The sequence below is a fragment of the Streptomyces sp. WAC05292 genome (assembly GCF_003949955.1).
In the GTDB taxonomy this organism is placed as follows: Bacteria; Actinomycetota; Actinomycetes; order Streptomycetales; family Streptomycetaceae; genus Streptomyces; species Streptomyces globosus.
This window is the reverse complement of record NZ_RPSE01000287.1, coordinates 1-8,355: the sequence shown is the minus strand read 5'-3', so window position 1 is coordinate 8,355 and position 8,355 is coordinate 1. Positions and strand designations below refer to the sequence as shown.

Annotated in this window: 8 protein-coding genes; 6 read left to right on the top strand and 2 right to left on the bottom strand. The window is 71.7% G+C overall.

Annotated features, from left to right (window positions below; all coding sequences use genetic code 11):
* The 4 genes from sucB to EF903_RS24025 form a co-directional block, all read left to right on the top strand.
* Positions 1-1,385: 2-oxoglutarate dehydrogenase, E2 component, dihydrolipoamide succinyltransferase (sucB, locus tag EF903_RS24040; RefSeq protein ID WP_125546449.1), on the top strand; the 1,385-nt coding region annotated here is incomplete at its 5' end.
* Between the two features lie 204 nt (positions 1,386-1,589).
* Positions 1,590-2,213, top strand: coding sequence for a GntR family transcriptional regulator (locus EF903_RS24035; RefSeq protein ID WP_125546455.1), 624 nt, complete (start codon positions 1,590-1,592; stop codon positions 2,211-2,213).
* A 232-nt stretch (positions 2,214-2,445) separates the two neighbouring features.
* The gene (gene aceE / locus EF903_RS24030; RefSeq protein WP_125546447.1) at positions 2,446-5,142 is read left to right on the top strand and encodes a pyruvate dehydrogenase (acetyl-transferring), homodimeric type; all 2,697 of its coding nucleotides are present in this window, start codon (positions 2,446-2,448) and stop codon (positions 5,140-5,142) included.
* Positions 5,143-5,300: 158 nt separating this feature from the next.
* Positions 5,301-5,819 (top strand): DUF4240 domain-containing protein, encoded by a 519-nt coding sequence (locus EF903_RS24025; RefSeq protein ID WP_125546453.1) that lies wholly within the window; start codon positions 5,301-5,303, stop codon positions 5,817-5,819.
* 51 nt (positions 5,820-5,870) lie between these two features.
* Here the strand turns inward: EF903_RS24025 and EF903_RS24020 are convergent, their stop codons facing one another.
* Positions 5,871-6,440, bottom strand: coding sequence for a ferredoxin (locus EF903_RS24020; protein WP_221888763.1), 570 nt, complete (start codon positions 6,438-6,440; stop codon positions 5,871-5,873).
* An 84-nt stretch (positions 6,441-6,524) separates the two neighbouring features.
* Here EF903_RS24020 and EF903_RS36135 point away from each other — a divergent pair, with 84 nt between their 5' ends.
* The gene (locus tag EF903_RS36135) at positions 6,525-6,839 is read left to right on the top strand and encodes a hypothetical protein (RefSeq protein WP_125546445.1); all 315 of its coding nucleotides are present in this window, start codon (positions 6,525-6,527) and stop codon (positions 6,837-6,839) included.
* A gap of 17 nt (positions 6,840-6,856) precedes the next feature.
* Here the strand turns inward: EF903_RS36135 and EF903_RS24010 are convergent, their stop codons facing one another.
* Positions 6,857-7,627 carry an SDR family NAD(P)-dependent oxidoreductase gene (locus EF903_RS24010; protein ID WP_125546443.1) on the bottom strand — a complete coding sequence of 257 codons (771 nt, stop codon included), beginning with the start codon at positions 7,625-7,627 and terminating at the stop codon, positions 6,857-6,859.
* Positions 7,628-7,712: 85 nt separating this feature from the next.
* Between EF903_RS24010 and EF903_RS24005 the strand changes: the two genes are divergently transcribed.
* Positions 7,713-8,355: TetR/AcrR family transcriptional regulator (locus EF903_RS24005; RefSeq protein WP_125546441.1), on the top strand; the 643-nt coding region annotated here is incomplete at its 3' end.

The following is an 8,355-nucleotide window of genomic DNA, read 5'->3' as shown; positions in this document are numbered from 1 at the left end:
CAGATGTGTATAAGGGCCGGGCAGCGGCGGGGGCCCCGGCTCCGGCCGCCGAGGCCCCCGCCGCTGCCGCCGCGCCCGCCGCGTCCGGCACGGACGTCGTGCTGCCCGCACTGGGCGAGTCGGTCACCGAAGGCACCGTCACCCGCTGGCTGAAGTCGGTCGGCGAGACCGTCGAGGCCGACGAGCCGCTGCTGGAGGTCTCCACCGACAAGGTCGACACCGAGATCCCCGCGCCGACGTCCGGCACGCTGCTGGAGATCCTGGTCGGCGAGGACGAGACCGCCGAGGTCGGCGCCCGTCTCGCCGTCATCGGTGCCGCCGGCGCGGCTCCGGCCGCTGCTCCGGCCCCGGTCGCCGCTCCGGCCCCGGTCGCCGCTCCGGCCGCTCCGGCTCCGGCTCCGGCCGCTCCGGCCCCGGTCGCTCCGGCCGCTCCCGCGGCTCCGGCCTCCGCCGGTGACGAGGGCGCGTACGTGACCCCGCTGGTGCGCAAGCTCGCCTCGGAGTCCGGCGTCGACCTGAACACCGTCACGGGCACCGGCGTCGGCGGCCGCATCCGCAAGCAGGACGTCCTGGCCGCCGCCGAGGCCGCCAAGGCCGCCGCCGCTCCGGCTCCCGCCGCTGCCGCCGTCCCGGCCGCCCAGGCTCCGGCCGCCGCGGTCTCGGAGCTGCGCGGCCAGACGGTCAAGATGACCCGCATGCGCAAGGTCATCGGCGACAACATGATGAAGGCCCTGCACTCGCAGGCGCAGCTGTCGTCCGTGGTCGAGGTGGACATCACCAAGATCATGAAGCTGCGGGAGAAGGCCAAGGCCTCCTTCCTGGCGCGCGAGGGCGTCAAGCTCTCCCCGATGCCGTTCTTCGTCAAGGCCGCCGCCCAGGCGCTGAAGGCCCACGCGGTCGTCAACGCCCGGATCAACGACGACGAGGGCACCATCACCTACTTCGACTCGGAGAACATCGGCATCGCCGTGGACTCCGAGAAGGGCCTGATGACCCCGGTCATCAAGGGTGCGGGCGACCTCAACCTGGCCGGCATCGCCAAGGCGACCGCCGACCTGGCCGGCAAGGTCCGCGGCAACAAGATCACCCCGGACGAGCTGTCCGGCGCGACCTTCACCATCAGCAACACCGGTTCGCGCGGCGCCCTGTTCGACACGGTCATCGTCCCGCCGAACCAGGTCGCGATCCTGGGCATCGGCGCCACGGTGAAGCGCCCGGTGGTCCAGGAGACCGCCGAGGGCACCGTCATCGCCGTCCGCGACATGACGTACCTGACCCTGTCCTACGACCACCGACTGGTGGACGGCGCGGACGCGGCCCGGTACCTCACCGCGGTCAAGGCGATCCTGGAGGCCGGCGAGTTCGAGGTCGAGCTCGGCCTGTAAGGCCCGCCCGCCGACGGCTCCCGTCGCAGCACGCACGGCGCCCCCGCCCGGAACCGATCCGGGCGGGGGCGCCGTCGTTCCCTCCGCGGCTGTAACCAGCCTCACCCGGCGACCCCGTGCGCGGAACCTTCCCGTGCGGCTACTGCGCCGTATTGTCTACGCATCAGAGCTGTGCACGACTTCACAGGAGATGAAGCCCCGATGATCACCCCACCCGTCGTGCAGTCGCTGCGCGAGCAGATCCGCGAGCACATCGTGGAGGGGATCGTCAGCGGGCGCTGGAAGCCCGGCGAGCGGATCGTCGAGCGGCGCATCGCCGTGGAGCTGGAGGTCAGCCAGACGCCCGTACGGGAGGCCCTGCGCGAGCTGGAGACGCTGCGGCTGATCGAGTCGGCGCCCAACAAGGGCGTACGGGTGCGGAACCTGTCGGCGGCGGACCTGGAGGAGATCTACCCGGTGCGGGCCGGCCTGGAGCAGATCGCGGCCGAGCTGGCGGCGCCGCGGCTGGCCGAGGACTGCTCGGCGCTGGAGCCGCACGTGGCGGCGCTCTGGGAGGCGGACCGGCTGGAGGACGGCACGGCGCAGGTGCGGCACACGGTCGGCTTCCACCGGGAGATGGTGCGGGCGGCCGGGAACAGCGTGCTGCTGCACACCTGGGAGAGCCTGGGCATCGAGGTGTTCACGGCCCTGTCGATCCGCTGGCTGGGGACGGTGCAGAAGTCGTACGCGGAGGAGCACGAGGCCCTCGTGCAGGCCTTCCGCAGTCGCGACCCGGACATCGGGGTGCTGGTCAAGCGGCATGTCCTGGGGTGTGCGCCGCGCGCCTGACAGAACCGGGCCGGGTCCGTTTTCGACCGATTTGACCGGCACCGGGTGCCTGGAATCCTGGCACCCGGTGCCGACTTTTGCCTGATGTCCGTCATCTTGACCGCAAACGTTTGATCGATCATCGATCAGGGATTTACAGTCGGGGCGGACCCCCACCGGAGTCCGCCCCCTGTCCTGCCCGTCAGGGATCTTCTTCACCACCTCTCCTTTGTCCGGAAGGCGGCGCACACCGATGTCCGACCCCGTAGGAAAGCTTCCGAGCGAGCTCGACCAGCTCCCGGACCGCGACACCGAGGAGACCGCCGAATGGGCGGCCTCGCTCGACGCCGTCGCCAAGGCCGCCGGTACGCGCCGCGCCGAATACCTGCTCCGCCGCACCCTCCAGCACGCCGAGAGCGCCGGCCTCGCCCTGCCGAAGCTGCTGGAGACGGACTACGTCAACACCATCCCCACCTCCGCCGAGCCGGACTTCCCCGGTGACGAGGAGATGGAGGCCCGCATCACGGCCTGGAACCGCTGGAACGCGGCCGCCATGGTGACCCGCGGCTCGAAGTACGGCGTCGGCGGCCACATCGCCACCTTCGCCTCCGCCGCCTGGCTGTACGAGACCGGCTTCCAGCACTTCTTCCGCGGGAAGGAGGCCGACGGCTCCGGCGACCAGCTCTACATCCAGGGCCACGCCTCCCCCGGCATCTACGCCCGCGCCTTCCTCGACGGGCGCATCTCCGAGCAGCAGCTCGACAACTTCCGCCAGGAGGCCGGCGGCAACGGCCTGCCCTCCTACCCGCACCCGCGGCGCCTGCCGTGGCTGTGGGAGTTCCCGACGGTGTCCATGGGCCTCGGCCCCCTCTCGGCGATCTACCAGGCGCGCTTCAACCGCTACCTGGAGAACCGGAAGATCAAGGACACCTCGAACTCGCACGTCTGGGCCTTCCTCGGCGACGGCGAGATGGACGAGCCCGAGTCGACGGCAGCCCTGGCCCTCGCGGCCCGCGAGCGCCTCGACAACCTGACCTTCGTCGTCAACTGCAACCTGCAGCGCCTCGACGGCCCGGTCCGCGCGAACTTCCGCATCGTCCAGGAGCTGGAGGCCCAGTTCCGCGGCGCCGGCTGGAACGTCGTGAAGACCCTGTGGGGCTCCGCCTGGGACGAGCTGTTCCGCCTCGACACCACGGGCGCCCTGGTCCGCCGGCTCCGCGAGACCCCGGACGCGCAGTTCCAGACGTACGCCACCCGCGACGCCGCCTACATCCGCGAGCACTTCTTCGGCGGCGACCCGGCCCTCGCGGCGCTCGGCGCCCTGGTGTCCGACGCCAAGATCGCCGAGTGCTTCCACACCTCCCGCGGCGGCCACGAGCCCCGCAAGGTGTACGCCGCGTACAAGGCCGCGCTGGAGCACAAGGGCGCACCGACGGTCATCCTCGCGCAGACCGTCAAGGGCTACACCCTGGGTGCCGGGTTCGAGTCGAAGAACGCGAACCACCAGATGAAGAAGCTGACGATCGACGAGTTCAAGGGCATGCGCGACCTGCTCGGACTCCCGATCCCGGACAGCGCCTTCGAGGACGGCGTCGTCCCGTACGGCCACCCGGGCGCCGACTCCCCCGAGGTCCGCTACCTGCAGGAGCGCCGCGCGGCCCTCGGCGGCCCGGCCCCGGCCCGCCGCGTCCACCAGGTGGCCCTCCCGCAGCCGGCCGACAAGTCCTTCGCGCCGCTGCTCAAGGGCTCCGGCAAGCAGGAGATGGCCACCACGATGGCCTTCGTCCGCCTGGTCAAGGACCTGATGCGGGACAAGGAGACCGGCCGCCGCTGGGTGCCGATCGTCCCCGACGAGGCCCGCACCTTCGGCATGGAGTCCCTCTTCCCGTCCGCGGGCATCTACTCGCCGCTGGGGCAGACGTACGAGCCGGTCGACCGCGACCAGCTGATGTACTACAAGGAGGCCAAGGACGGCCAGATCCTCAACGAGGGGATCACCGAGGCCGGCGCCATGGCCGACTTCATCGCCGCCGCCACGTCGTACGCGACGCACGGCGAGACGATGATCCCGTTCTACATCTTCTACTCGATGTTCGGCTGGCAGCGCACGGGCGACCAGATGTGGCAGCTCGCCGACCAGCTCGGCAAGGGCTTCATCGTCGGCGCGACCGCCGGCCGCACCACCCTGACCGGTGAGGGCCTCCAGCACGCCGACGGCCACTCGCACCTGATCGCGGCCACGAACCCGGCCTCGCTCAACTACGACCCGGCCTTCGCGTACGAGATCGCGGTGATCGTCAAGGACGGTCTGAAGCGCATGTACGGGGAGCCCACCCCCGGTGTGGACTCGGACGTCTTCTACTACCTGACGGTCTACAACGAGCCGAAGCCGCAGCCGGCCATGCCCGAGGGCGTGGAGGAGGGCATCGTCAAGGGCCTCTACCGCTTCAACACGGCGGCGGACCTCGGCGACGCGGCCCCGGCCGCCGACGCCCCGAAGATCCAGCTGATGGCCTCGGGTACGGCGATCCACTGGATCCTGGAGGCGCAGCGGCTGCTGGCCGCCGACTGGAACGTCGCCGCCGACGTCTGGTCCGCCACCTCCTGGGGCGAGCTGCGCCGCGACGCGCTGGAGGCCGACGAGGCCCTGCTGCGCGGCGAGGAGCGCACCCCGTACGTCACCCGTGTGCTGGAGGGCGCGCCGGGCCCGGTCCTGGCCGTCTCCGACTGGATGCGCCAGGTGCCCGACCAGATCAGCCAGTGGGTCCCGCAGGACTACACCTCGCTGGGCACGGACGGCTTCGGCCTCTCCGACACCCGCGACAACGCCCGCCGCCACTTCGGTGTCGACGCCCAGTCGATCGTCGTGGCCGCGCTGGCCCAGCTCGCCCGCCGCGGCGAGGTGCCGGCGTCGTCCGTGAAGGAGGCGCGCGAGCGCTACGGCCTCTGAGCCGGCCGCCGGCCCGCAGGCCGGCGCGCGGGCCCTCGTGCCGCGGAGGCGGCCCCTCCCCCCGAGCAGGGGGCGGGGCCGCCTCCGGCGTTTGGCGGGGCGCTGTCGGATTCTCGCGGTGGCGGGCCACCGGCCGACCCGTGATGCTGGATGCCGTGATGGACGAGACGGAGTTCTGGGAGATCGTCGACAGCACCCGCGAGGCCGCCGAGGGCGACCCCGAGGAGCATGCCGAGCTGCTGGTGGAACGGTTGGCGCAGCTCGACCCGGACTCCGTCCTCGACTTCGCCCGGCATTTCGAGTCCCGCTACAACCGGGCGTACACCTGGGACCTGTGGGGCGCCGCGTGGGTGCTCCTCGACGGCGCGAGCGACGACGCCTTCGACTACTTCCGCTGCTGGCTGATCGGCCAGGGGCGGGACGTCTTCGAGGGCGCCCTCCACGACCCGGACGCGCTGGCCGGGCTCCTCGACGAGTTCGACGAGGAGATCGACGGCGACGGCGAGGAGCTGGGCTACGCCGCGGACGAGGCGTACGAGCAGCTGACCGGGACGGTCGCCCCCGACCTCGGGATCCCGCTCCAGGCCGCGGAGCCGGCGGGCGCCCCGCTCGACTTCGAGAACGAGGCGGTCCTGGCGGAGCGCTTCCCCCGGCTGTGGGAGCGCTTCGGCGGCTGAGGGGCGGGGCCGGGCAGGCCTTGGACGGGTGTCTCCGAATGCCTGCGGGGCCTACAGGTCGGGCAGGATCTCGGCGCCGGTCGGAGGGCGCCCCTCTTCCAGCCAGAAGAGGTAGCCGCGGAGGTGGGCCTTCAGGTCACCATCGAGGTAGGACAGCAGGTCGGCCAACCCGTATGGGAAGTGGTGGGAGCCGGATGGGGCGGTGGAGAAGCGCTCGGCCCACTCCCGGAGTCGTGCGCGTTCCTGCCACCAGGCCCGAACGGACTGTGTGGTCCACCACTGGTCGCCGTCCATGCCGTACTGGCCGCAGGGATCGTTCCAGGCCGCGAGGAGCACGCTGTTGACCTCGGCAGGCCTCCGGGGCTGACGGAAGACGAACTCCTGACCGGTCTCGTCGCACATGATGTGTTGTGGTGCGACCTCGGGACCCATCTCGCAGGTGTCTGTCTGCGCGCCGTAGAACGGTCCCGGCACGTTGCGCCAGTTCCGCTCGGCCCAGCGGCCCGTCAGGTAGGTCTCTGCCGGAGCAAGGACGGTGACCGTCTCCCTCCAGGGCAGTGCCGTTCCGGCTGACGCACGCACAGCCGGGAGCGGATCCCAGTACCCCGGACGATCGCTCACGCCCCCTCCTTCACGATTCCCCACCCATACTCGGCGAGGGTGACCGGGATCGGCGTTGCCGAGCAACGATGACCCGGAGGCCGCGTGCACGCTGATCTGGACACCCTTGTGACCGCACTTTACGTGAGGGTCGACGACGAGATCGGGACCCGAGGCATCGGTCGACCCCCGTGCCGAGCGATTCCGAGTTCGTGTGCCTGGAAGAGGGTCCGCCAACTCATCGAGTCGGTCGACGACACCCTCAAAGGCCGGCACGACCTGGAGCAACATGGCCGCCGGACCTTCGAGGGCGTCGCCGTACGAGTCGCCCAGCGCATCCTGGCAGTGGCCGCCGCGATCCGGCACAACGATCACACCGGCGCACCAGTCACCCGCTCACTGATCGCCTACGACCACTGAGTCACTTCCTCAAGTCATCAGTGGTGGGTGCCGCCGTCGATGCGGATCTCGGTGCCGGTGATGAAGGCACCGTCCTCGGAGCCCAGCATCGCGACGACGCCGGCGACGGTCTCCGGCGGGGCGAAGCCCTGGCCGATCGCGGGGGCGAGCTTGGCGAACAGGCTCCAGTCGGTGTCCTCGGGCAGGCCGGGGCCGGCGCCGGTGGTCATGCCGGACTCGATGGACCCGGGCGCGACGGCGACGAAGCGCAGGCCCTGCTTGCTGTACTCGGCGGACAGGGCGTGCGTCATGGACTGGATGCCGCCCTTGCTCGCCGCGTAGGCGGCCATGTAGGGGTGGGCGAAGGACGCCGAGGTGGAGCTGAAGTTGACGACGACGGGGCGGTCGCCTTCCAGCAGCGCCGGGAGCGACTCGCGGATCATGAGGAAGGTGCCGGTCAGGTTGACGGCGAGGACCGTGTTCCACAGGTCGAGCGACGTCTGCCGGGTGTGGGCGCAGCGCAGGATGCCGGCGGCGTTGACGAGGACGTCGAGCCCGCCGAGGGCCTCCACGGCGGCGGGGACGGCCGCGGCGACGGCGGCCTCGTCGGATATGTCGAGGACGGCGGTGGTGAGCCGGTCCGCGTGCCCGTCGGCGGCGGCCCGCTCGGCGGTGGCCTTCAGGCCGGCCTCGTCGACGTCCGCGGTGTGGACGCGGCCGCCCTCGGCCAGGATGCGGTGCACGGTGGCCCGGCCGATGCCGGAGCCGCCGCCGGTGATGAGGACGCGTCGTCCTTCGTAACGGTTCATGAGCTGAGCGTACCCGTGCCGTGACACGCTTTGCCAGAGTGCCAAAACGCGCATTACGGGCCCCCCGGAGCGGTAGGCTTCCCCCGTGAGATCCCCTCGTCCGTACTCCCTCCGGACCGGCCCCGCCGCAGCCCAGTCCCTGACCGAGCGCCGCAAGGCCGCCACCCAGCTCGACATCGCCCGCGCCGCCTGCGCCCTCTTCGCCGACCACGGCCCCGACGGCACCACCGCGGAGGACATCGCCCACCGCGCCGGCGTCGCCCTGCGCACCTTCTACCGCTACTTCCGCAACAAGCAGGAGGCCGTCGCCCCGCTCCTCGCCACCGGCGGGGACACCTGGCGCGCGATGCTCGCCGAGGAAGCCCCCGGCACCCCGGTCGCGGAAGCCCTGGAACGCGCGATCACCCGCACCCTCACCGCCCCCCAGGCCGTCGCCGAAGGCCTGGAGGTCACCCGCGGCCTCCTCCGCGCCGCAGCCACGGACCCGGCCCTGCGCGCCGTCTGGTACCGCGTGAACCAGGACTCCGAGGAAGCCCTGGTCCCCGTCCTCACCCGCCTTGCGCGTGAAACGGCGGACCCCCTCTCGATCCGCCTCCTGGCGGCGGCCGCCACGGACGCCATCCGCATCGCCCTGGAACTCTGGTCCGCCACGGACACCCCCTGCACGGGCCCGGGCTCCCCGCACCAGCTGGCCATCCGCTCCCTCCGCGCCCTGACGGCCTCCATCC